General features: G+C 38.3%; 24 protein-coding genes and 5 pseudogenes. 25 read left to right on the forward strand and 4 right to left on the reverse strand.

What is annotated here, in order from left to right; all coding sequences use genetic code 11:
* Positions 1 to 44: 44 nt before the first annotated feature.
* Genes istA through GN277_RS31145 form a run of 3 tightly spaced genes read left to right on the forward strand, consistent with a single transcriptional unit; the run spans position 45 to position 2,369 of the window.
* Positions 45 to 1,610 carry an IS21 family transposase gene (istA, locus tag GN277_RS03525; RefSeq protein ID WP_159749828.1) on the forward strand — a complete coding sequence of 522 codons (1,566 nt, stop codon included), beginning with the start codon at positions 45 to 47 and terminating at the stop codon, positions 1,608 to 1,610.
* Complete coding sequence (locus tag GN277_RS29300; protein WP_322101242.1) at positions 1,607 to 2,188, forward strand: ATP-binding protein; 582 nt, start codon at positions 1,607 to 1,609, stop codon at positions 2,186 to 2,188. Before istA ends, GN277_RS29300 begins: the two co-directional genes overlap by 4 nt.
* Positions 2,157 to 2,369 carry an ATP-binding protein gene (locus GN277_RS31145; protein ID WP_322101243.1) on the forward strand — a complete coding sequence of 71 codons (213 nt, stop codon included), beginning with the start codon at positions 2,157 to 2,159 and terminating at the stop codon, positions 2,367 to 2,369. Before GN277_RS29300 ends, GN277_RS31145 begins: the two co-directional genes overlap by 32 nt.
* A gap of 849 nt (positions 2,370 to 3,218) precedes the next feature.
* Here GN277_RS31145 and GN277_RS29810 read toward each other — a convergent pair.
* From GN277_RS29810 to GN277_RS03540, 3 genes are read right to left on the reverse strand one after another with little or no spacing between them, the layout of a single operon-like run.
* The gene (locus GN277_RS29810) at positions 3,219 to 3,701 is read right to left on the reverse strand and encodes a GntR family transcriptional regulator (RefSeq protein WP_322101281.1); all 483 of its coding nucleotides are present in this window, start codon (positions 3,699 to 3,701) and stop codon (positions 3,219 to 3,221) included.
* A complete protein-coding gene (locus GN277_RS29815; protein ID WP_244324583.1) occupies positions 3,674 to 3,955 on the reverse strand; it encodes a winged helix-turn-helix domain-containing protein in 282 nt (93 codons plus the stop codon). The genes GN277_RS29810 and GN277_RS29815 overlap by 28 nt, the downstream gene beginning before the upstream one ends.
* Positions 3,952 to 4,674 carry a GntR family transcriptional regulator gene (locus GN277_RS03540; RefSeq protein ID WP_280178641.1) on the reverse strand — a complete coding sequence of 241 codons (723 nt, stop codon included), beginning with the start codon at positions 4,672 to 4,674 and terminating at the stop codon, positions 3,952 to 3,954. The genes GN277_RS29815 and GN277_RS03540 overlap by 4 nt, the downstream gene beginning before the upstream one ends.
* Positions 4,675 to 4,986: 312 nt before the next feature.
* On the opposite strand from GN277_RS03540, the gene GN277_RS32560 reads away from it, so the two are divergent.
* From GN277_RS32560 to GN277_RS31540, 12 genes and pseudogenes are all read left to right on the forward strand, one after another.
* Positions 4,987 to 5,325, forward strand: a complete 339-nt coding sequence (locus GN277_RS32560) for an SIS domain-containing protein (RefSeq protein ID WP_330587073.1) — start codon at positions 4,987 to 4,989, stop codon at positions 5,323 to 5,325.
* Positions 5,322 to 6,026: a hypothetical protein gene (locus GN277_RS32565; protein WP_330587075.1), complete on the forward strand. Its 705-nt coding sequence runs from the start codon at positions 5,322 to 5,324 to the stop codon at positions 6,024 to 6,026. The genes GN277_RS32560 and GN277_RS32565 overlap by 4 nt, the downstream gene beginning before the upstream one ends.
* A complete protein-coding gene (locus GN277_RS31500; protein WP_330587076.1) occupies positions 5,989 to 6,423 on the forward strand; it encodes a PfkB family carbohydrate kinase in 435 nt (144 codons plus the stop codon). Before GN277_RS32565 ends, GN277_RS31500 begins: the two co-directional genes overlap by 38 nt.
* On the forward strand, positions 6,380 to 6,841 hold the full coding sequence (locus GN277_RS31505; protein ID WP_330587077.1) for a PfkB family carbohydrate kinase: 462 nt from the start codon (positions 6,380 to 6,382) through the stop codon (positions 6,839 to 6,841). Before GN277_RS31500 ends, GN277_RS31505 begins: the two co-directional genes overlap by 44 nt.
* Positions 6,842 to 6,857: 16 nt before the next feature.
* Positions 6,858 to 8,137, forward strand: a pseudogene (locus GN277_RS03555) (ABC transporter substrate-binding protein).
* Between the two features lie 71 nt (positions 8,138 to 8,208).
* Positions 8,209 to 9,099: pseudogene (locus tag GN277_RS32045) on the forward strand (carbohydrate ABC transporter permease).
* Positions 9,092 to 9,901, forward strand: coding sequence for a carbohydrate ABC transporter permease (locus GN277_RS03565; RefSeq protein ID WP_159749832.1), 810 nt, complete (start codon positions 9,092 to 9,094; stop codon positions 9,899 to 9,901). Before GN277_RS32045 ends, GN277_RS03565 begins: the two are co-directional and overlap by 8 nt.
* Positions 9,902 to 10,037: 136 nt before the next feature.
* A pseudogene (locus GN277_RS32050) lies at positions 10,038 to 11,049 on the forward strand (beta-galactosidase); the annotation flags it as partial.
* Between the two features lie 108 nt (positions 11,050 to 11,157).
* Positions 11,158 to 11,964: a beta-galactosidase trimerization domain-containing protein gene (locus GN277_RS32055; protein WP_244324950.1), complete on the forward strand. Its 807-nt coding sequence runs from the start codon at positions 11,158 to 11,160 to the stop codon at positions 11,962 to 11,964.
* Positions 11,940 to 12,844: pseudogene (locus tag GN277_RS03575) on the forward strand (YitT family protein). The gene GN277_RS32055 and the pseudogene GN277_RS03575 overlap by 25 nt, the downstream one beginning before the upstream one ends.
* Positions 12,845 to 13,205: 361 nt before the next feature.
* A complete protein-coding gene (locus GN277_RS29830) occupies positions 13,206 to 13,400 on the forward strand; it encodes a hypothetical protein (protein WP_244325008.1) in 195 nt (64 codons plus the stop codon).
* 18 nt (positions 13,401 to 13,418) lie between these two features.
* Positions 13,419 to 13,700: a hypothetical protein gene (locus tag GN277_RS31540; protein ID WP_159749834.1), complete on the forward strand. Its 282-nt coding sequence runs from the start codon at positions 13,419 to 13,421 to the stop codon at positions 13,698 to 13,700.
* Between the two features lie 21 nt (positions 13,701 to 13,721).
* On the opposite strand, the gene GN277_RS03585 is transcribed toward GN277_RS31540, so the two are convergent.
* Positions 13,722 to 13,928 (reverse strand): mobility-associated LCxxNW protein, encoded by a 207-nt coding sequence (locus GN277_RS03585; RefSeq protein WP_004074303.1) that lies wholly within the window; start codon positions 13,926 to 13,928, stop codon positions 13,722 to 13,724.
* 240 nt (positions 13,929 to 14,168) lie between these two features.
* On the opposite strand from GN277_RS03585, the gene GN277_RS03590 reads away from it, so the two are divergent.
* From GN277_RS03590 to GN277_RS03635, 10 genes and pseudogenes are all read left to right on the forward strand, one after another.
* Positions 14,169 to 14,504: a helix-turn-helix domain-containing protein gene (locus GN277_RS03590; protein ID WP_159749836.1), complete on the forward strand. Its 336-nt coding sequence runs from the start codon at positions 14,169 to 14,171 to the stop codon at positions 14,502 to 14,504.
* An 887-nt stretch (positions 14,505 to 15,391) separates the two neighbouring features.
* Positions 15,392 to 15,832, forward strand: a complete 441-nt coding sequence (locus GN277_RS03595; protein ID WP_004070293.1) for a sigma factor-like helix-turn-helix DNA-binding protein — start codon at positions 15,392 to 15,394, stop codon at positions 15,830 to 15,832.
* The gene (locus GN277_RS03600) at positions 15,816 to 16,064 is read left to right on the forward strand and encodes a helix-turn-helix domain-containing protein (protein ID WP_004070291.1); all 249 of its coding nucleotides are present in this window, start codon (positions 15,816 to 15,818) and stop codon (positions 16,062 to 16,064) included. Before GN277_RS03595 ends, GN277_RS03600 begins: the two co-directional genes overlap by 17 nt.
* Positions 16,065 to 16,491: 427 nt before the next feature.
* Complete coding sequence (locus GN277_RS03605) at positions 16,492 to 16,680, forward strand: DUF6462 family protein (RefSeq protein WP_004070289.1); 189 nt, start codon at positions 16,492 to 16,494, stop codon at positions 16,678 to 16,680.
* 105 nt (positions 16,681 to 16,785) lie between these two features.
* Complete coding sequence (locus tag GN277_RS03610) at positions 16,786 to 16,953, forward strand: hypothetical protein (RefSeq protein WP_004070288.1); 168 nt, start codon at positions 16,786 to 16,788, stop codon at positions 16,951 to 16,953.
* Between the two features lie 46 nt (positions 16,954 to 16,999).
* Positions 17,000 to 18,240: pseudogene (locus GN277_RS03615) on the forward strand (tyrosine-type recombinase/integrase).
* Positions 18,241 to 18,661: 421 nt separating this feature from the next.
* Positions 18,662 to 19,123 carry a DUF6075 family protein gene (locus GN277_RS03620; protein WP_159749838.1) on the forward strand — a complete coding sequence of 154 codons (462 nt, stop codon included), beginning with the start codon at positions 18,662 to 18,664 and terminating at the stop codon, positions 19,121 to 19,123.
* The gene (locus tag GN277_RS03625) at positions 19,123 to 19,302 is read left to right on the forward strand and encodes a hypothetical protein (RefSeq protein WP_004066881.1); all 180 of its coding nucleotides are present in this window, start codon (positions 19,123 to 19,125) and stop codon (positions 19,300 to 19,302) included. Before GN277_RS03620 ends, GN277_RS03625 begins: the two co-directional genes overlap by 1 nt.
* A gap of 18 nt (positions 19,303 to 19,320) precedes the next feature.
* Positions 19,321 to 20,160, forward strand: coding sequence for a ParA family protein (locus GN277_RS03630; protein ID WP_159749840.1), 840 nt, complete (start codon positions 19,321 to 19,323; stop codon positions 20,158 to 20,160).
* Positions 20,150 to 21,040 (forward strand): ParB/RepB/Spo0J family partition protein, encoded by an 891-nt coding sequence (locus GN277_RS03635; RefSeq protein ID WP_159749842.1) that lies wholly within the window; start codon positions 20,150 to 20,152, stop codon positions 21,038 to 21,040. The genes GN277_RS03630 and GN277_RS03635 overlap by 11 nt, the downstream gene beginning before the upstream one ends.
* Positions 21,041 to 21,049 lie beyond the last annotated feature (9 nt).

Raw genomic sequence — 21,049 nt, forward strand, 5'->3', positions numbered from 1 at the left:
TGAGATGGAACAATCAGATCAGAGTGTAAAGAAAGGAGCATGTCATGCAAAGTTACGCTACTATTATCGGCGTTGTAGAACTACGCCTACAAAAACAGAGTTACACCACTGTACAAAAGCGTTATTCCATCGGATCCAGTACAGTGACACTCATTATGAAACGCTTTAAAGAATTAGGACTTTCTCTCGATGATTTGAAGAGGATGGAACCTGTAAAAGTGGAGAAGGCATTTTATCCGCCGGAAAATCTCCGCCATCAAGATATTCCTCTCCCTGATTTTGAAGCAATCCATGACCGCATGATCGCCATGGGGAAAAATGCGGATCTGGGATTCTTGTGGTTGGAATACAAGGAGCAGCACCCAGATGGATATCAGCAATCGCAGTTTTATCATTTATACCGCCGATTTATGGAAGAAAATTATGGCAGCCGGAACGCCTCCATGCCAGTAGAACGAATCCCAGGGCAAAAGATGTATATTGACTGGGTTGGTGACCAACCGGAGCTTCTTGTCGATCCGGAAACAGGGGAAATCCATAAAGTCCATCTTTTTACTACAACCCTTGGGTTTAGCAGTTACATTTATGCAGAGGCTTTTATGGATGAAAAATTGCCGAACTTTATTTCTGGCGTTGTCCATGCACTAAGCTTTTACGGTGCGATACCACAATACCTCGTTCCGGATAATTTAAAAACAGCAGTCACCAGACATACAAAGGATGAATTGATCCTAAATTCTGCTTTTGCGGACCTTGAAGAGTTTTACGATACGATTGTACTGCCGCCGCCTCCAAGAAAACCGAAAGGAAAAGCAACCGTGGAAAACCACGTGAAATTTCTGGAGATACATTTAGTCGAAAAGCTGAAGGAAAGTGTATTTACCGACTTGTCGATGCTCAATGACCGGATTATGGAGCTTGTTTCAGGGATCAATCAGAGAAATTTTAAAAAGAAATCCGACATTCGGTTTACTCGGAAAGATGCATATACCAAATACGACAAACCGCATATGAAGCCCCTGCCCGGTGCAAATTATACTTTATGTGACTACAAATATTTCCTGCATGTGCCAAATAATTACCATCTTGAGTATGATGGGCATTACTACTCCGTACCGTACAGATATCTGAAAGAACCGGCTGTTCTCAAAGCCACCATAAGCGAAGTCAGGATATGCGATAAAAACAATAAACTGATCTGCAGGCATGCCCGGTCTTATAAAACCTTTCCGCTATATATTACCGAAGAGAACCATATGCCGGCGAATCATCAGTATTACAAGGAGCTAAATTCCAAGGATGGTGCTTACTACAGACGCTGGGCATCTGTATATGGAGAATATATGGAGATTTTGGTTGACCGTATCCTGCGTTCAGCAAAACACGAGGAGCAAGCCTACAACAGCTGTAATGGGATCCTGCACAGCTGCAAAAACATTTCCCATACGATCGTTGAAGAGGCAGCTGAACGCTGTGTAAAAGCAAATGCATGCAAATATACCTATTTCAAGAAAGTACTCAATACAGTACGTAATGAAAAATATGGGAAATGCCAAACCGGACAGATGCCTGTACATGAAAACATCAGAGGGAGGGATTTTTACAAATGATGCCTCCAAAAGATGCGTTTACAAAAGAAGAGCTGCAAGTCACTTCAAGGCTCCGTCAGATGAAGCTTTCCGGTATGGCAGATGCATTAGAAAACCAACTCAGGGATCCTAATGCGGATCTCGCCTCATTTATGGACAGAATCATTGAGATCGTCAATACCGAATGGCAGAACCGTTACGACAAGAAATTTTCACGGTTCCTAAAGCAGGCCAAACTACGTTATCCAGCCGCAGATCTGGATGAATCCATCTATGATCCAGGACGTATGCTGGATACGGCATCCATCGAGAGGCTGAATACCTGCCATTGGGTGGAAGAAGGCCGAAACCTGTTGATTACCGGTCTGACCAGCAGTGGGAAAACATATCTGAGTAATGCTTTGTGTATTTCGGCAATCCGTCAGTTTAAAACTGTGCGGTACATCAGGGCCAGTATCCTTATGGGTGAGCTAGAACAATCGCGGATTAAAGGATGCTATCTGGAATACATCCAGAAGCTGGCAAAGATAGATTTGCTGGCAGTGGATGACTTCGGACTTATGCCGCTTGATCTGGATAAATGCCGGGATTTTTTCTGAAGTAATAGATGCAAGGGATGGACGTAAATCTACAATCCTTATTTCACAGTTTCCGATCAAGTCCTGGTTTGATATGTTTTCAGACGGAACCTATGCAGATGCCTGCCTTGCCCGTATCACTGACAAAAAGCATTCTTACCGTCTTGAAATGAATGGACGGAGTATGCGTGAGCCAGTGTAATAAAGTCGATAAATAGAGAGCGGCGCTGATGCGCTGTTGGGAACGGAACGGCTGCGCCGTTCACACGGAACTGCCGTTCCGATTTAGCGTAATCTACAAATGGTGACCTCCTGTGTAATAGATTTACACAATAATTGTGCATAATTCTATTATAAAACAAGTGGCTCATTATGACCGGAATCGTGGCTCACGGCAAAACGGAATCGTGGCTCACTCTCATCGGACAGGTGGCTCATTTGGGCACAGATTATTCATCCCCAGTCCATCTGGTATGATTCTCCCGGTGCTGTATGGTAACGCTGACCACGGCTGCCTTGAGAAACTACAAGCTGCCTTTTGGGTGGGACAAGTTCCTTATGCTTGGAAATATAGTCTTTAACGATGGTTAAACCACCCTGGAACCCATTTTCTTTTAATCTGTCATAACAGAGGGAAGAGTTTGTAATTCCTTTTCGGAGTAATTCATCAATAATCCCTGTAAATCCTGTCAGAAGAGTATGTTCGGCTTTACGGCCGGTGAGTGCATGCGGAAGGTCAATAAAGCCAGATTTTTAATTCTTCGTAGTTTGGCCCGTGAAATTCCTGCCCTGCGTTCTAATTCTGCGAGATTAACTTTATCAGGATTGAATTTTTCTTCCATTGTGATTTCTACTGATGCATTGGCATACATCATTTTAGAACACGAAGAGAAAAATACAATGACTTTTCTATCCGACTAAAAATGGTTAATTCTAAGCGGCTTTAGGTGGTCAATTTTCCCCGCCCCTAACAAAAGTATTATTTTGTGTATATTCTATCTTGTTTTGTTTATGGTGCATACACATACTAAACGGTAAAATTAAAGTGAATTTAGATATCATTTGTGACAAAGCGCACTTCAAGTTTATCAGGGCGTGAATAACTTTCTGTATATTCAACTAAATTACCATTTTCATCGTATCCTATGAATTCAATATAGTTGACGATAGAGGTGGCACTTGGAAGATGAAGGTGCTTTTGAAGTTTTTCGCCAGCTTCTACCATCATCATTGTCTCATTAAATTTTACAGGCAAATGATTTTTGGATTTCATATAATCATAAAGCGATATGTGCTCAAAATTGTAATTATCGATATCTGAAAAAAAATGAATAGGAACATAGGTAAACTCAATTGCAAGAGGTTCCTTGTTTCCAAGACGAATTCGATGAATACCGTATATTTCATCTTCTTCAGAAAGTCCAAGTTTATCTGCAAAGTATTTTCTGTTTTTGATTATACCTGTGCCTAAGCATTTATTGGAAATTTCAATACCAAAGTTACGAACTAAAGAGGTAAAGCTGGCATTTTTGATTCATTTAGTACTCCTAAAGCAACTCGATTTTGTTCGGGTTTGCGGACAAAAGTTCCCTTTCCGTGAACGCGAATTAAGTAATGTTGGCTAATTAATTCGTCAAAGATGTCATGAATCAAATACCGACTTACACTATACATTGTTGCAAAATCCCGTTCGCTAGGAAGCAACTCCCCAGGAAGATATTCCTGTGTTTTAATTTTTGTAATGATACTAGATTTTATTTGTGCGGCTAATACATCATCATTGCTCATAAAACTACCTCCCTGATAAAACCAAAACGATCAATTAGCATATTATTTTCAAAAAAGACTGCAAGATGTCCTTGTTTATCATACATGAGCCCTTTGTATTTCATTAAAGGGCTATCAACAGGAATATTTAAAATTTGAGCAGTCTTTGTGTCTGCGTAAAGTAAGGTGACTTTTTGATTCGATTTTGCCAAGGTTATTTGACAATTGTTTGTAATCAAATCAATTGCAGGAGCAGAAGCAGCAATTTGTTGGGTGAGATCTGGATAGATATATTCAGGAATATACGTTGTATTGATACAAATTAGTTGAGTATCATCTGAATAAAGCCAAACAATTTTGTATATTTTCGATTTTTCAGGAAGTAACATTTCGCTTGCAAGATAGTTATCTGCTTCTATTTTTTTGAAATCATATAATTCGTAAGTTAATTGTCCGCTATCTTCCTCTGAATGTAAGGAAAAATTACGAATGGATTGTAAAATGCGTTTAGGCGCTACGTAATAACCACTTCGTGGTTTTGAGATAATTGTTTTATCTTGAAGTAACAGATTCAAGGCTCCACGAACAGTTAAGCGTTGTACATGAAACAGCTCTGCCAGCTTTCGTTCCGAAGGCAGTTTGTCACCTGGAAGATAGTGTTCTTCCTTTAGCATGTATTTGATTTCTTTTGATAATGCAACATCTAAAGTTAATAAATTTTTTTCATAAGAACTCCTAATATTATAATTTACTTGTAACTTATAATCAAATTATACGTTGTCAGTTCTTAAAAAGCAAATGGAAAGGAAAAAAGAAATGAATAAATAAAAAATAAATATAAAAACTGGTATAGTAAATTTGAAATGTGTTTCATACCAGAATAAAAGAAATATATGCATTGTGTATAAATAAATGCATTTATACTTAAAAAAATTATAAAAAATACAACAATATTCAATATTCTTTACATGAAGTATTGAAAAAATAAAAAATGTGGTATATTAAATTTAAAAATAGTCACCAATACAAAGGAAGGGAAAGGAGAAAACACTATGTTGAAATTTAATGAACAGAAACAGATTGAAAGTGTGAATGGAGCGCTTGCTCTGAGAAATCAAATTAATGAATTGATTGATGGAATTTGTAAAGAAGGATACAAGAATATTTGTTGGCTCGGTATCGGTGGAACATATGCATCTTGCCTCCAGGCAGAGGTTCATATGAAAGAAAAATCAAAACTTTCATTTTTTGTTGAAAACGCAGCAGAGTATTTGACAACTGGAAATAAAAAAGTTGGAGAAGGAACTATTGTAATTATTTCGTCTGTTACAGGAACAACTTCTGAAATCGTAGATGGAGTAAAAAAGCACAGAAGAGTGGAGCAAGGGTGATTGGTTTTATTGATGTTGCTACTGCAGAACTTGCAAAACTTGTAGACTATGTGATTACATATCCTGCCAATGAACAATTGAAATTTTATATGGTAGCAGATAGATTTATGTACAATGCAGGAGAATTTCCAGAATATGAGGATTTATACAAGGAGTTGGATCAGTATTTGGCAACTGCACTTGTGGAAGTTGAAAAGGAAGCAGATGCTTTCGGAGAAGAATTTGCAAATCGTCATAAGGACGACAAAATTCATTATTTTGTTGGGGCTGGGAACCAGTATGGTGCCACATATTCTTATGCAATGTGTTATTGGGAAGAACAGCATTGGATTCGTACAAAATCTATCCACAGTGCAGAATTTTTCCATGGAATGTTAGAAATAATTGACAAAGATACACCAGTTACAGTATTTATTGGGGAAGATTCTCAGAGATCATTGAGCGAGCGCGTTGCAAACTTCTTGCCACGCATTTGTGGAAAATACAATATTATTGATACCAAGAAATTTGAATTAAAAGGAATTAGTCCAGAGTACAGAGGATATATATCACATTTAGTGATGCATGCGGTAACACAGAGAATTGATGTACATATGGAAAGTCAATTGTCATCCTATGGAAATCAGAAGATATTACAGATGTCTGGACTATTAAGGTGGCAAAATGGACAGAAAGATAAGAGTAGCAGCAATAGGAGATAATTGTATTGATTATTATGATTCATTGAATGAATCTTATCCAGGGGGAAACCCAGTGAATGTTGCTGTATACATAAAACGATTAGGTGGAGAAAGTTCTTATACAGGTGCTGTTGGAACTGATTCATTCGGAAAAATCATGATAAGTGCAATTCAAAATAAAGGAGTCGATACTTCTCATATTCAAGTGCTGGATGGAAAAACCGCAGTTACACATGTTGACATTGTAGATGGAGATAGAGTGTTTGGAAAATATGAAGAAGGTGTTTTGGCAGACTTTAAGCTAAGAGAACAAGACATTTCCTTTATAAAGAAACATGATTTAGCGGTTACAGGAATTTGGGGAATGATTGAAGATGAGCTTCCACTTATTTCTGAAAGAAATTCCAGTTGCATTTGATTTTGCCAATAAATTTGCAAATCCAATTGTTGAGAAAGCGATTCCATATGTGACATATGCATTCTTCTCTTTTGACGAGGAATCACGCAATGAGTTTAGACAGAAATATCATAGCATGGGCTTAAAAGAAAAAGAAAATTGTACGGAACAATTAAAGGAATTCATGAAAGCAATGCAACAAAAAGGACCTAAAGTCATTATTGCAACATTGGGGAAAAATGGAAGCATTGGGTATGATGGAAATTCTTGGTATCGATTTGGAATCATAGAGTGTAAAGTTGTTGATACAATGGGTGCAGGCGACAGTTTTATTGCCGGATTTTTATATGGGATTTTGAATGGATTGAATGTTCAAGATTCGATGGAAGCAGGAGCTCAGAATAGTGCGGTAACAATAGGGTATCAAGGGGCATGGTAGAAGGAGAATATAACAAATGAGAAAAAAAATAGTGGCAATTTTATTGATAGCTACGATGGCAATGGGTATTGCAGCATGCGGAGGTTCAGGGGACAAAAAAGACGATAATACAATTACAGTATGGTGTTGGGACAAAACATTTAATATTTTTGCAATGGAAGAAGCTGCAAAAATTTATCAAGAAGATCATCAAGATGTGAAAATTGATATTGTCGAAGTTGGAGATGTAGATGTACAGTCTAGACTTACTACGGCTGGTACATCAGGAGATCTAAGCACATTACCAGATATTTTTTTGATGCAAGACCATGCATTCAAAAAAATGTATTATCTTATCCAGATGTATTTACAGAAATTTCTGAAAAGAAAATTGATTTTTCAGAATTTGCTTCTGGTAAAACAGATTTTTCTGTTGTAGATGGAAAACACTATGGAGTGCCTTTTGACAACGGAGCAGCAATTGCTTGTTATCGTACAGATATTTTGCAAGAAGCTGGAATGACTTTAGAAGATTTTACAGATATTACTTGGGATGAGTGGGTTGAAAAAGGCAAAGTAGTACTGGAAAAAACAGGAAAACCATTATTGACAACGACAGCAGGCGAATGTGATTTGCTTACGATGATGTTACAGTCTGCAGGAGCATCTTTGTTTAATGAAGATGGAACAACGAATATTGCAAAAAATGACACTTTAAAGAAGGTAATTGATACATATTGTAAAATGGAAGATTCAGGTGTGTTACAGGAAGTAAATAACTGGGATGAATACACTGGCTCAATGTTGGACAGTGAAGTTGCAGGTGTGATTAATGGGTGTTGGATTATGGGAACAATTCAGACAGCTGAGGATCAGTCAGGAAAATGGGCTATTACAAATATTCCAAAACTTACAAATGTAAAGGGTGCCACAAACTATTCAAATATTGGAGGTTCTTCCTGGGCAATCTCAGGGAATTGTGGAAACGTAGAGTTAGCAGAAGATTTTCTTGCGTCTACATTTGCTGGAAGTACAGAGTTATATGATAATATTCTCTCTTGTGGAGCAATTGCTACATGGACACCAGCAGGAGATTCTGATGCATATGCAGTACCGAATGAATTTTTCTCTGGTGATGCAGTGTTTAAAAAAATAGTTGACTATTCAACAAAAGTTCCTTCTATTATTACGGGACCATATTTCCATGAAGCAAGAGACGCAATCTCTGTTGCGACAACAAATATTACAAATGGTGCAGATTTAGAGGAAGAGCTTAAAAAAGCGGAAGATACTGTTAATTTTAATATGGGACAGTAAGAGAGATTCCTATTATACAAGGGGATGGAATGTAGAACCATCACCCTTATGGATAGAGAGGAGGGGTTTTTGTGTCTAACAAACCAAGAAAAATGACGTTGGAAAAAAAGCATAATTTAACAGGATGGGCTTTTTTGGCACCAGCAACATTTTTGATTGCGGTGTTTAGTTTTTGGCCAATGATCAAAGCGTTAGTTTTATCTTTTCAGACGGGGAAAGGTACAAATATGCAGATGGCTGGATTTACAAATTACATCAGAATGTTTCAAGATGATGTATTTATTCAGTCAATAAAAACATTTTTTTTATTTCATTCTTCAAGTGCCCATTATGCTTGCAGTAGCGTTGGTGTTAGCTTGTATTCTAAATAAAAAAGACTTACGGTTTAAAGGATTTTTCCGAACAATGATTTTTTTGCCGTGTACAACTTCATTGGTTGCGTATTCAATTATTTTTCGGTCTTTGTTTGCAAATAATGGATTAGTAAATTATGTTCTAGTGAATTTTGGAATTTTGGATAAACCATATAATTTTTTGACACAACCATTTGCGGCAAAAATGGTTATCATATTGGCTCTTTTGTGGAGATGGACAGGATATAATATGGTATTTTTCCTTTCTGGATTGCAAAACATTGAATATTCAGTATACGAAGCTGCAAAAATTGATGGAGCATCAGCAATACAGACATTTTTAAGATTACTGTTCCATTATTAAAACCAACTATCTTGTTGACAGCAATAATGTCAACAAATGGAACATTACAGTTATTTGATGAATCAATTAACTTGACCGATGGAGGTCCTGCGAATGCTTCAATCTCTATGTCACATTACATATATAATTTATGTTTTAAGTATGTGCCGAATTTTGGATATGCAGCAGCGATGTCCTTCTTTATATTACTGTTGGTTGCAGTATTAGCATTTATACAAATGAGGGTGGGTGATAAACGTGATTAAAAAAATGAAAAATATAGGAATGTATGCATTCTTGATTTTGGTTACTTTTATTTCAGTATTTCCTTTGTACTGGATGGTAAGTGCATCCACAAACAAAAGTGTGGATGTATCAAAAGGTGTATTATCGTTTGGCTCTCATTTGGGAGAAAACTTGAAAAATCTGCTGGCAAATCAAGATGTAGGGGCTGCATTGGTCAATTCATTTAAATATGCAATATTACTTACAATAGTTTCGATGGTGATATGTTCCTTGGCAGGATATGGATTTGAAATTTATCATGATAAAGCAAAAGATGCCGTGATGGGTGTGATTCTTCTTGCAATGATGGTTCCATTTATTACGATATTGGTCCCATTGTTTCAGATGGTTGCAAAAATGAAAATGTTAAATAGTACGTTGGGATTCATTTTACCAACGGTATCAACCCCATTTTTAATCATGATGTTTCGGCAGAGTGCAAGATCATTTCCTCATAATATTATTGAAGCTGCCAGATTAGATGGACTTTCGGAAATTAGAATCTTCTTTCAGATGTTTATTCCTACAATGAAATCAACATATGCAGCGGCTATGACTATTACATTTATGAATGCTTGGAATAGTTATATGTGGCCGAAAGTAATCATGACACAATCCAAGAGCATGACAATGCCAATGGTTGTAGCAAATCTGACAGAGGGATATGTAACAGACTATGGAATGCTTATGTTGGCAGTCTTAATATGTACATTGCCTACCGCCTTAGTATTCTTTATTTTACAGAAGAATTTTGCAGAAGGTATTACTGGAGCTGTAAAATAATAAATGATATCTATAAAGAAAGGGATTAGAAATGGAATATAAAAAAATAAATATGCCAGGTCTTCTGCATGGTGGAGATTATAATCCTGAACAATGGTTAGATAGACCGGATATTCTTGAAGAGGATATCCGGTTAATGAAATTAGCGCATGTAAATAATGTTTCACTAGGAATATTTTCGTGGGCATTTTTAGAGCCAGAAGAAGGAAAATATCAGTTTGACTATTTAGAAGAAATTATTAACCGTTTATATGACAATGGCATCTATACAAATCTAGCTACACCAACAGGTGCAATGCCAAATTGGATGACTCAAAAATATCCTGAAGTAATGCAGACAGATGAAAACGGGATACAGAATTTACCAGGAAAAAGGCATAATTTTTGTTACACGTCTGCTGTTATGAGAGAAAAACTAGAAAGTTGGATTTGAAATTATCAGAACGCTTTGGAAAACATCCAGGAGTAATTCTTTGGCATATATCAAACGAATACGGAGGAAATTTTAGGGATGCTTCTTGTCATTGCGAAGAATGTCAAAAAGCATTTCGGAAATGGTTGAAAAAAAATACAAAACATTGGATGCATTGAATCATGCATGGTGGAGTGCGTTTTGGAGTCATACTTATACCGATTGGGAACAGATTCATTCACCTTCTCCGAGGGGAGAGGATGAATTACACGGTTTGAAATTGGACTGGAAAAGATTTGTGAGCGAACAGTTACAGGACTTTTGTAGAGAAGAGATTCGAGCTGTTAAAACATATTCGGATCTTCCAGTTACAACAAACATGATGATGTATTTTTCACCATTGGATTATGATAAATGGGCAGAGGAGTTGGATGTGATTTCTTGGGACTCTTATCCGAGTTGGCATACAAAAGAAGATGAAGTACCGATTGCTGTGTGGGCAGCCTTTATGCATAACCAGATGAGAGGATTTCAGAAGAAGCCATTTTTGATGATGGAATCAACACCATCACTTGTGAATTGGGATGAGGAAAATAATGTAAAAAGACCGGGGATGAATTACTTATCTTCAATGCAGGCAATTGCGTTAGGTTCGGATAGTGTTCTTTATTTTCAATGGAGAAAAAGCAGAGGATCGAGTGAAAAGTTTCATGGAGCGGTTGTTGATCATGATGCGTCAGAAAAGAATAGAGTTTTTCAAGAAGTTGCTTGGATTGGCAAAGATCTAGAAAAGCTAAGCAGTCAAATACTAAGTACATGTAATAGGGCGAAGGTAGCTATTATTATGGATTGGGAAAATTGGTGGGCTCTTTCTGACGCACAAGCAATATCGAGAAAATTTGATTATACGGAAGAACTTTTAAAATATTATCGGGTTTTTTGGGAAAAAGGAATTGAAGTTGATATAATTTCCATGGATCGAGAGTTGTTAGATTATCAGCTTGTGGTTGCTCCGACCTTGTACTTGCATAAAAAAGAGTATATTCATAAAGTAGAAGCATACGTGGAAGCAGGTGGAATATATGTAACAACTTATTGGAGTGGAGTAGTAAATGAAACAGATTTATGTTTTATTGGAGAGAGACCACATGAGAGATTGCTAGGATTATCAGTTGATGAGATTGATGTGGGGAATGAATATTTTCCAAATACTTTCTCCTATAAAGATGGTGTATATAAAGCCGGTGTGTTAAGAGAAGTTGTGACACTTCAAACTGCAAAGCCGTTGGGAACATACTTGCAAGATTACAATGTAAATACTCCAGCAATTACAGAAAATGCGTATGGCAAAGGAAAAGCTTACTATGTTGTTGTTCAACCAGATCTGGAATTTTTGAAAGAATTTTTGGGCGATGTAATTGAGGAAGCAAATGTGGAAGCAAATTTGACGGAAACATTACCTTATGGAGTTACTGTTTCAAAAAGAAGTGGAAAAGAACAGAAAGATGATGTATATTTTCTTCAGAATTTTAACAGACATCCTGTGAAGATGGTTTTGAATGAATGTTATACAAATTTGATTACTGATGAAATCCTTACAGGTTCAATAAAACTGCAAACATATCAATGTATTGTGATGCAAAAGAAATAAGATTCCGTAATAGGGAGGAGCTCACATTGAAATCAAAGGCAAAGACATTTTTAATTGATATTTTACTTGATATTGTAGGTGGTTGTTTCATTGCGATTGGAGTCTATAATTTTGCAGTGGCATCTGGATTTCCGGTAGCAGGTATATCAGGTATTGCAATCGTGTTTTATTATTTTTGGAAAATTCCAATTGGTACAATGACGACAATTTTGAATATTCCAATTATTTTAATTTGTTACAAGTTGTTGGGAAAACAATTTTTTTAAGATCAATAAAGACAATGTTAATTTCTAATATACTGATGGACTGGGTTGTTCCATTGTTTCCAGTTTACCAAGGTGATATGATGTTATCTTGTATTTGTATGAGTGTATTCTCAGGAATCGGATATGCATTAATTTACATGAGAGATACCTCTACAGGTGGAGCAGATTTTGTTTTGATGGCAATACACAAGGCAAAGCCACATATTTCTGTAGGAAAAATTATCATTGTTATGGATTTTATTATTGTAATTATTGGTGGAATTCTGATGCGTGGAAACATTGATAAGATTATTTATGGATTAATTGGAACGTATATTCTATCATTTGTCGTAGATAAGCTAATGTATGGCGTTGATGCTGGAAAACTTGCTTTGATTGTAACAGAAAAGGGACCACAAATTGCGGCAAAAATTGATGAGCTATCACAACGAGGGGCAACTTTGATTAAGGCAGAAGGAAGTTATACAGGACGTGAAAAAGAAGTATTAATGTGTGCATGTAACAATAAAGAAATGCATACGATTCAAGAAGCTGTAAAGAAAGTAGATTCATCAGCGTTTCTTGTTATAATGGAATCGAATGAAGTGCGTGGAAAAGGATTCAAGCCACATTAAAAGAAATATAATATAAAAATTAAGAAGTTCTAGCATGGATCGGTATAAGATTGGATCCGGAACATTATCTTTGATTATGGAACGTTATCACGCGGGGAATTCCGATTGAAGAACTCCAGATGATGCCACCAAAAGAGGTGGAATTACTTTTTATCCTCAGAAAAATATTAAAAAGAAGGATATTCCACTTCCAGATTTCCAGTACTACTATGATAGGATTCATACCCCAAACAGTCGAGTAAATATCTCTTACTGCTGGTTAGATTACAAAGAGCATATTGTCTCACAGGAAAATATTCCAGGTTACAAAGAAATCGCAGAGAATATTTATGAAAATTCAGAGGTTTATCCAGTTGCATATGTGACCAGTCAATATCTTTCGGAAGAGGATTATAATACCCTGGAATTTCCATATAATCAGACAGCATTTCTTGACTTTGCTGTTGTGAAAAACAGAAGTTCCTGTGCCGGATGGAAGGAACAGCTTCAATCAAAGATACAGGAAGTAGATATTGGATTTCAATATAAAGAGATAGATAGCAGGCAGTCAGTATAATGGGAAAGTGAGCAGAGCATGCCCGATGTGGAAAAAATAATTATAATGAGTGATTATTTTAATGTTACTACAGATTATATCTTAAAAGGTATTGAAGTAGTCGAAAATAAAAAGAAAAAAAGTAAAGAAATTGTAGGAAAAGTGCTCTATATTGCATCTACAGCATTAATTGTGTATATTCCGTTCCAAGTGAACCACTTGCACGGTCAAACTGAGCCAGTCCCACGGAGGATGAGAGCCACCCTCACGGAGACTGAGCCAATGCTATTTTATGCTAATTATCAGGCAACTGCCTGTTAATTATAAATACAACTGAATAAATCATAGGTCATAATAATCGTCTGGTAATACAATGCCGTTTTCTTCCAGAAGCTTTTTCAGGAAATGTACCTGACGCTGGAGAGATTCTATTTCAATCCAGTTGCCATGACATAATTCATCGCATTCTTCCAGTTCAAGACGAGCTAACACATAGTCTTGCCACTTGATACAATGATGATCTTTACTGAATGCACAATAATTATTCATGGATGCCTCCTTTCTGGGCTGCTTTCAATCCGTGACGCTCACGCATGAATACCTTACCATCAATCAACACTTCATATGAATTGTGAATGATTCGATCCATGATTGCTTCTGAAATAGGACTTCCAGCAGCCTCTGTTGGAGTAATGCGTGAATACCACTCTACCGGTTCATACTGAGTACAAAAGATGGTGGATTTATCTGTGCATCTTGATTCTGCAATCTCAAGAAGGTCATATAGTTATGGAGTATGAAAAAGTACTTGGGGCGCACATAAAAGATATAAGGAAAAGGCGTAACATGACACAGGAAATACTAGCTGAGTTAGTGGGGGTCACTAGTCAACATATTAGTAATATAGAGACGGGAAAAACAAAAGTAAGTTTATCTACCTTCATTAAAATTGTAAATGAATTAAATATACCACCAGAGATGGTACTGGCTGAATGTATGAAAATTGAAACACCTGCCTTGAAGAATGAAATTATGGATATTATACAAGATTGTAGTCAGAAAGAATTGAAAATTATTGCAGAAATAATTGAATCTTCTAAAGTGATTTTAAGAAAAATAAGCTAGTATAACCATACTAAGCTATGTAGGTAAATTTTGGGTTAAAGGTATAGTGTAGAACGTCACGCTATTTGCTCCAGTTTCAAGCAAATTAATTTATCAAGAAAACCTTGGGGGTCTTCCACGGTAAACGCAAGCTTTTTGCTTATTTTGCTCTGTATGAAGTTTTCGTAATGAAAAAACAAATTTTGTACCTTTCAGAGCTTAATTACTTCAATTACTATAAGAGCACAATTATGCACATCTGCCAAATTGAATCAGTTCTGCTCTGAGTATTTTGTGAAAACAGAGATATGCGTTTACCGTGGGGGTCTTCCATCCCCAAACCCCTGGAACCCTTGCCACAGCAATAATCAGCCATCTAATGATTGTTGTGGCAAGGCATAAAAAAGGGATTATATAATTCGACTAATTTGACTCAAAATGACCTCAAATAAAACGCAAAATAACAGTATAGGAATGTGGTGTTGCGATAGCTATATTAATTGATAAAAAGGTATGTACCAAAGCTTATTTATTTGCAGTGGGTTATATTAGTATAGCGTCTCAATCATTTTTTTGATTTATAAAAACCATGCAAATCCAATATCCATAAGGAAAAGCGGGAATTGTATTAGTAAAAAAATGATTGAGACATAGTATACTGACCATTTAACACTCTTAACCTTGAATCCAGGGTAAAAATTTATAATGAAATTAGGGTTACAACTTATGTGTTGTTAAAATACGTCCTGTGGGCATCTGTCCATCTGGGCGTTTTTTATATTTCTGAAAGATTATTAAAAATTTTCTTCCAGACCCGAACATTCGCATTGTCCCATTCGGGCTATTGAATGAAAGGGAAAATAGAAATCCTACCGTAATCCGGCAGGACGGGAAGGAGGTGAACTCGAATGAGGAAATCTTCTTCCTATGATGAAATGGCAGTCCGGAAACAATTTGACCGGATATGCAAACTGGCATTGAAAGGCGAAAAGATAGACTACCGCAGACATATCGCTTACAGGCAGAAGCATGAGGTGATGCTGTCGGAATTGTCAGAAAAGGATATGGGCAGACTTTTTACTGTGGATGACTATGGAGTGGAAAATCAATGGTTCCAGGTACTTGGCTATGATATAGAAGTGAAGGATATGTTGATTGCGGAGGCGTTGCAGGCACTTTCTGAAAAGAAAAGGGATGTGGTTCTGCTTTCTTATTTTATGGATATGAGCGATGCAGAAATTGGCAGGGCATTGAATCTTGTCCGTAGTACAGTCTATGAACACAGAAAGCGTTCGCTAGAATTGATGAAAAATATTATGGAGGAACATACGGATGAAAAGAAAAGGTAAACAGACTAAGAATGTCAATTTGCTGCCGTTCCATATTATTAAGGCAGCATCAGAAGGAGATATAGGGGCAATTCATAAAGTGTTGAGCCATTATGAAGGTTACATAGCAAGGCTTTCTATACAGTGTTTGTACGATGAATATGGACAGCCGCATTATTGTGTGGATGAAACCTTGCGTAAGAGATTGGAAACAAAGCTGATTACAAAAATATTGAATTTTGAAATAGCATAACCGGCAAATAGTTTCCTTACCCTTTCGGAAGCTGACAAAAATATTGTACCTTGACAAGTTCATATTGAGAATCCTGCAGGACGTATGGAGCAGTGGAGCTATTTAATGAATACGCCATGACTATCTGTATCTGCCACTTTGCGACATCATGTCGTAAAGTGGTAGGTATTGGAAACGATGGAATGTTGATTCGGACATTGAAGTAAAGATACGAGCGATAGATATTTGATTACTGGCAAAGGGACAGGAACTTTGCGGCGATGATGCTGTTTCTGATAATGATACTTCCGGAGTAAGCTGTTCCGGTCTGAAAAGATTGCAATTCCTACATGAAAACTGTTATTAGCAGTTTTTTGTATTCTATGGCGAATGGAGCTGTTTCCTGACAGCCACCTGCAGGGTAAATTTTTTGGAAGGAGGGTAGAAAATGCCACGAAATATAAATAAGAAACGATTTGTCAGATACAAAGAGGGCGCGGAGTTATACAGTATGTGCCAGAGAAAGTTCGAGCAGATGGCAAAAGATGCAAATGCAATCTATAAATTGGATAAGCTGGTATTGGTAAATTGCGATATTTTTGAAGAATATTTAGAAACATTTAGAGTTAGAGGATAGTCAAATGAAGAGATTCTGAAAAAATATTTTTGTCGGACAAAAACACTTGACTTTTTGTCTTACAGAAATTATAATAGACTTAGTTATGAATGGAGGTGCATATAGATGGCGAAAATCGGGAGACCTAAAAAAGAGTCTCCTAAGTTGAAGTCAATAACAATCCGGCTTTCTGATAGTGAATACGAAAAGTTCATTAAGTATGCTGCCAGTCATAATATGACCATGACACAAGCATTGGTAAAAGGAATAGAGTTATTATACCAGAATCCGTAATGCTTGAAGTGCTGCAGAATCTCTTTCCATTAATGAAGGAGCAGAGATGGCAAAAGCAAGAAAAGATAACAAGGGCAGGGCTTTAAGGAAAGGGGAAAGCCAACGGACAGAGGATATGAGGTATATGTACACATATACTGATCCTTATGGAAAAAGACGTTACATTTACGCAAATGATTTGCGGACGCTTCGTGAAAAAGAGGATAAGCTGCTGAAAGACCAGCTTGACGGCCTGGATGTCTATGCCGCAGGAAACGCAGACTTGAATTTTGTCTTTGACCGTTACATATCAACGAAAACTGACTTGCGGAAAACAACATATACGAATTACAAATATATGTATGACCATTTTGTAAGGGCGGAATTTGGGAAACGGAAGATAGGGAGATTAAGTATTCCGATGTATTGTATTTTTATTATCATCTGCTGAATGAGAAAAATCTGCAGATTAATACATTGGAAACCATTCATACGGTGCTACATCCAACATTCCAGCTTGCAGTCCGGGATGCAATCATCCGTGTCAATCCCAGTGACGGAGCTATGGCACAGGTCAAGAAGAAACCGGGAAGGAATCATGGTGTTAGACATGCATTGTCATTAGAGCAGCAGAGAGCATTTATGGAATACACCAGGAACAATCCGATATATTGCCATTGGGCGCCTTTATTTACGGTGCTACTTGGAACAGGTGGACGGATTGGTGAGATCATCGGCTTGAGATGGCAGGATCTGGATTTTGAAAACAGGACAATAAGTATAAATCACAGTGTTGTGTATTATCCAATGGATGGTGCAAAAAAGCGACGGAGTGTTTTACAGGTGTCCTTGCCAAAGACGGAAGCCGGTATCCGGGTAATTCCGATGATGGATGCGGTGTATGATGCTTTTCAGGAGGAACACGAAGCACAGAAAGAGAATGGATTCAACTGCACGGAGATTGACGGTATGACAGGGTTTGTGTTCTGCAACCGTTTTGGGAACGTACATAATCCCCAGACAGTCAACCGGACGATTCGGCGTATTTCAGAGAATTATAATGCGGAGGAAGTGTTGAAAGCGAAAAGAGAGAAAAGGCAGCCGATTATATTGCCACATTTTTCCTGCCATCACTTGAGGCATACCTTTTGCACAAGGTTCTGTGAACAGGAAACCAATATCAAGGTAATCCAGTCCATTATGGGACATGCGAACATAGAAACCACGATGGATATATATGCCGAAGTTACAGACATGAAAAAAACGGAATCAATGAAGAATTTAGCACAAAAATACGATGTATTTTAGGAAAGAGTCCTTGGGTGGGACTCATGTAAAAAAAAAAAGAGTTTTGCAACAAAATTGCAACGAATTTTGAAATGACAGTACATAATAATGCGTGATAATGCATTGATGCAAACTGTTGGAAAAGGCGTAAATACGGGATAATACATGATAATGCTTTAACCTGAATATTATTCCCGACGATGAAAACGCTTGGCAAAGAAAACCAGTAAAATCAAGGGTTTGCGGTACTTGGACTTGTAAACTACAACAAATTTACAACAATTTTACAACGCATAACAAAGAATGATGAGCGTTAATGAATAGTTGTACTCATAAATCCAATTCAATATTTTGTACGATAAGGACATTTTTCTAAAAGAAAATTTTAGGGAAGTGTCCTTTTGTTATGGTCAAAACAAAATAAGAAATGGAGGAAAAATGTATGAGTAGTACAGCGTTAGGAGCAGAGAAAGCGATTATTTTTATCAGCGATGCACATGAAAAATTCTACTACGAGAAATTGAAAGAGGTCAGGTATCAGGACGTGTACCATAAGGCACTTGTATATTGTCTTGGTATCAGCGATGACACAAGAAGAAATATCAAAAGTATTTATGATTTTAAGACAGGCTGCGTGAAAACGGAGTGCCTGCATGAAGGCTGGCAGACCAGCGGGAGCGTAAGAGTGGTCAGGATGGCGTTTAACCTTTACTGCAACGGTACGCCAAGCGTCCTTGACTATGACGATGCGGAGGAACAGGTGGACGAGTGCAGACGGTACACAGTGGAAGAACTGTTCTGCTGTGCCTATGCGCCCTATTTTTGGCAGGCAATACAGATTCGGTATCCGGAATACGCAACGTATAACCACGATCTGTATGCCATGTTCGGAGGACAGGACTGATGTTAAAGGTTAGGCTTATGGGGACGAAGAACGATATTAAGTGGTTTGGGAAGATTTTACAGAGGAACCCGAAAATCGAAGTGACGGAGTTTTCCGATATGTTCCCAAACAAAGGGACAAAGAAATATTACCGGACTTATGTGGAAGTCAGGAAAAGCAACGTAAAAGAAAACCAGTAGAAGAAAAGGAGAATCATCATGTGTAAAATAATCGCAATCGCAAACCAGAAAGGCGGAGTCGGCAAGACCACCACCACAAGCAACTTAGGAATTGGATTGGCAAAACAGGGAAAGAAAGTGCTTCTGATTGATGCGGATGCACAGGGCAGTCTGACAGCAAGTTTAGGATTTACAGAGCCGGACAGTCTGGAAGTCACGCTCGCAACCATTATGGGAGATTTAATCAATGACGAGGAAGTAGAGCCGGGAGAGGGTATCCTCCACCATGAGGAAGGGATAGACTTAATGCCGGGGAACATTGAGCTTTCCGGTCTGGAGGTTTCCCTTGTGAATGTAATGAGCCGGGAAACGGTACTCCGGTCGTACATAGAGATTGTCAGGGAGAGTTACGATTATATCTTGATTGACTGTATGCCTTCCCTCGGCATGATTACCATAAACGCCTTTGCCTGCGCCGACAGTATCCTGATACCCGTACAGGCGGCATACCTGCCCGTCAAAGGCTTACAGCAGCTTATTAAGACGGTGGGAAAGGTAAAGCGGCAGATTAACCCGAAGCTGGAGATTGAGGGGATTCTGCTTACAATGGTGGACAGCCGGACGAACTACGCAAAGGACATCAGCTCCATGCTGAAGGAAGCCTATGGAAGCAGGGTAAGGATATTTGCCAATGTTATTCCCATTTCCGTCCGGGCGGCGGAGATTTCAGCGGAGGGCGTCAGCATCTACAAGCATGATCCAAAGGGAAAAGTGGCGTCAGCTTACGATTCTCTGACAAAGGAGGTAATCACCTCTGCTCGTCAGGGTGACTCGCACTTTGCTCCGCAAAGCAAGGAGGTGAGCGCAGATGGGCAGTAATATAAAATCAAGAAGCGCATCAAAGGTTGCTCTGGAAAGTTTTGATGATTTGTTCGGCGGAAATACCGCACAGGAAAACGGGGTGGAGCAGATTATCAATGCGCCGCTGGCAGAGCTTTATACGTTCAAAGACCACCCGTTCCGGGTGGAGGACGATGAGAAGATGGAGGAAACAACCGAGAGTATCCGCCAGTACGGGGTGCTTGTGCCGGGGATTGCAAGACCGAGGGCGGGCGGCGGCTATGAAATCATAGCCGGACACCGCCGCAAACGTGGCTCGGAGCTTGCCGGAAAGACGGAGATGCCTGTGGTTGTCCGCAACTATACCGATGATGAAGCTACGATTATCATGGTGGATTCCAATATCCAGAGGGAGGACATCTTGCCAAGCGAAAAGGCGAGAGCCTACAAGATGAAATATGAAGCCATGAAGCATCAGGGGAAGAAGTCAGGCAGAAACACGCTGGATGAGGTCGGGGAAGCTGCCGGGGAGAACGCTAAAAAGGTTCAGCGGTATATCTGGCTCTCCCGCCTGTCTGATGAACTCCTTGCTATGGTGGACGGTAAAAAACTCGGTTTCTCACAGGGCGTTGACATTTCCTTTCTTGCGGAAGAAGCGCAAGGGTGGGTACAGGCAGTCATAGAGGAAAAAGGCTGTAATGTCAGCATGGCGCAGTCGGCAAAAATTAAGGAATATGGCAAGACCGGGGAACTTACCCTTCCAATGGTGCGCCTGATACTGACGGAGGAAAAGCCGAAGGAACGGAAAGTGACGCTGAAAGCGGATAAAATCAGCGAATATTTTGCGGAGGATTGCAGCAGTGAGGAAATAGAGGTCATCATCATTCAGCTTCTGGATGAATGGAAGAAAAGACAGTAGAGGGGAGGT

The sequence above is a fragment of the Sporofaciens musculi genome (assembly GCF_009830285.1).
Classification (GTDB): Bacteria; Bacillota; Clostridia; order Lachnospirales; family Lachnospiraceae; genus Sporofaciens; species Sporofaciens musculi.

Coding starts and splice junctions, on each gene's coding strand:
- istA (WP_159749828.1), top strand. CDS start 45: ATGCAAAGTTACGCTACTATTATCGGCGTTGTAGAACTACGCCTACAA.
- GN277_RS29300 (WP_322101242.1), top strand. CDS start 1,607: ATGATGCCTCCAAAAGATGCGTTTACAAAAGAAGAGCTGCAAGTCACT.
- GN277_RS29815 (WP_244324583.1), bottom strand. CDS start 3,955: ATGAGCAATGATGATGTATTAGCCGCACAAATAAAATCTAGTATCATT.
- GN277_RS32560 (WP_330587073.1), top strand. CDS start 4,987: ATGTTGAAATTTAATGAACAGAAACAGATTGAAAGTGTGAATGGAGCG.
- GN277_RS31500 (WP_330587076.1), top strand. CDS start 5,989: ATGGACAGAAAGATAAGAGTAGCAGCAATAGGAGATAATTGTATTGAT.
- GN277_RS31505 (WP_330587077.1), top strand. CDS start 6,380: ATGAGCTTCCACTTATTTCTGAAAGAAATTCCAGTTGCATTTGATTTT.
- GN277_RS32055 (WP_244324950.1), top strand. CDS start 11,158: ATGGATTGGGAAAATTGGTGGGCTCTTTCTGACGCACAAGCAATATCG.
- GN277_RS31540 (WP_159749834.1), top strand. CDS start 13,419: ATGCCCGATGTGGAAAAAATAATTATAATGAGTGATTATTTTAATGTT.
- GN277_RS03585 (WP_004074303.1), bottom strand. CDS start 13,928: ATGAATAATTATTGTGCATTCAGTAAAGATCATCATTGTATCAAGTGG.
- GN277_RS03590 (WP_159749836.1), top strand. CDS start 14,169: ATGGAGTATGAAAAAGTACTTGGGGCGCACATAAAAGATATAAGGAAA.
- GN277_RS03595 (WP_004070293.1), top strand. CDS start 15,392: ATGAGGAAATCTTCTTCCTATGATGAAATGGCAGTCCGGAAACAATTT.
- GN277_RS03600 (WP_004070291.1), top strand. CDS start 15,816: ATGAAAAGAAAAGGTAAACAGACTAAGAATGTCAATTTGCTGCCGTTC.
- GN277_RS03605 (WP_004070289.1), top strand. CDS start 16,492: ATGCCACGAAATATAAATAAGAAACGATTTGTCAGATACAAAGAGGGC.
- GN277_RS03610 (WP_004070288.1), top strand. CDS start 16,786: ATGGCGAAAATCGGGAGACCTAAAAAAGAGTCTCCTAAGTTGAAGTCA.
- GN277_RS03620 (WP_159749838.1), top strand. CDS start 18,662: ATGAGTAGTACAGCGTTAGGAGCAGAGAAAGCGATTATTTTTATCAGC.
- GN277_RS03625 (WP_004066881.1), top strand. CDS start 19,123: ATGTTAAAGGTTAGGCTTATGGGGACGAAGAACGATATTAAGTGGTTT.
- GN277_RS03630 (WP_159749840.1), top strand. CDS start 19,321: ATGTGTAAAATAATCGCAATCGCAAACCAGAAAGGCGGAGTCGGCAAG.
- GN277_RS03635 (WP_159749842.1), top strand. CDS start 20,150: ATGGGCAGTAATATAAAATCAAGAAGCGCATCAAAGGTTGCTCTGGAA.